This window comes from Guyparkeria sp. SB14A, from assembly GCF_005096345.1.
In the GTDB taxonomy this organism is placed as follows: domain Bacteria; phylum Pseudomonadota; class Gammaproteobacteria; order Halothiobacillales; family Halothiobacillaceae; genus Guyparkeria; species Guyparkeria hydrothermalis.
Window position 1 is genome coordinate 1 of the sequence record NZ_SWAW01000080.1, and the last position, 255, is coordinate 255.

The 255-nt window shown below is 68.6% G+C and carries 1 protein-coding gene; it reads left to right on the forward strand.

Annotation, left to right across the window (positions count from 1 at the left end):
* On the forward strand, positions 1-255 hold a 255-nt coding region (locus FAZ79_RS11525; protein ID WP_211238851.1), incomplete at both ends, for a hypothetical protein.

A 255-nucleotide genomic window follows, 5' to 3' on the forward strand; every position in this document is an offset into this window, starting at 1 on the left:
TGAAGAGCTATTGGCGCTACTACCAGCCCGACCACGCCATCGGCGACGCCTACGCCGTGGGCATGCTCACCCAGCTCAACGACGAGCTGTTCACCGAAGGCCTGACCCAGACCGACCGGCGCACCATCGCCGACGGCGACTCCACCGCCTCGGCGTGGGGAGACTGGGCCTTCGCCCCCTTGCGCTTCGAGGGGATGGTCAAGCACAGCATGGCCACCGGCCTGCAGGCGGCGTTCTACAACCGGCGCTGCGCCC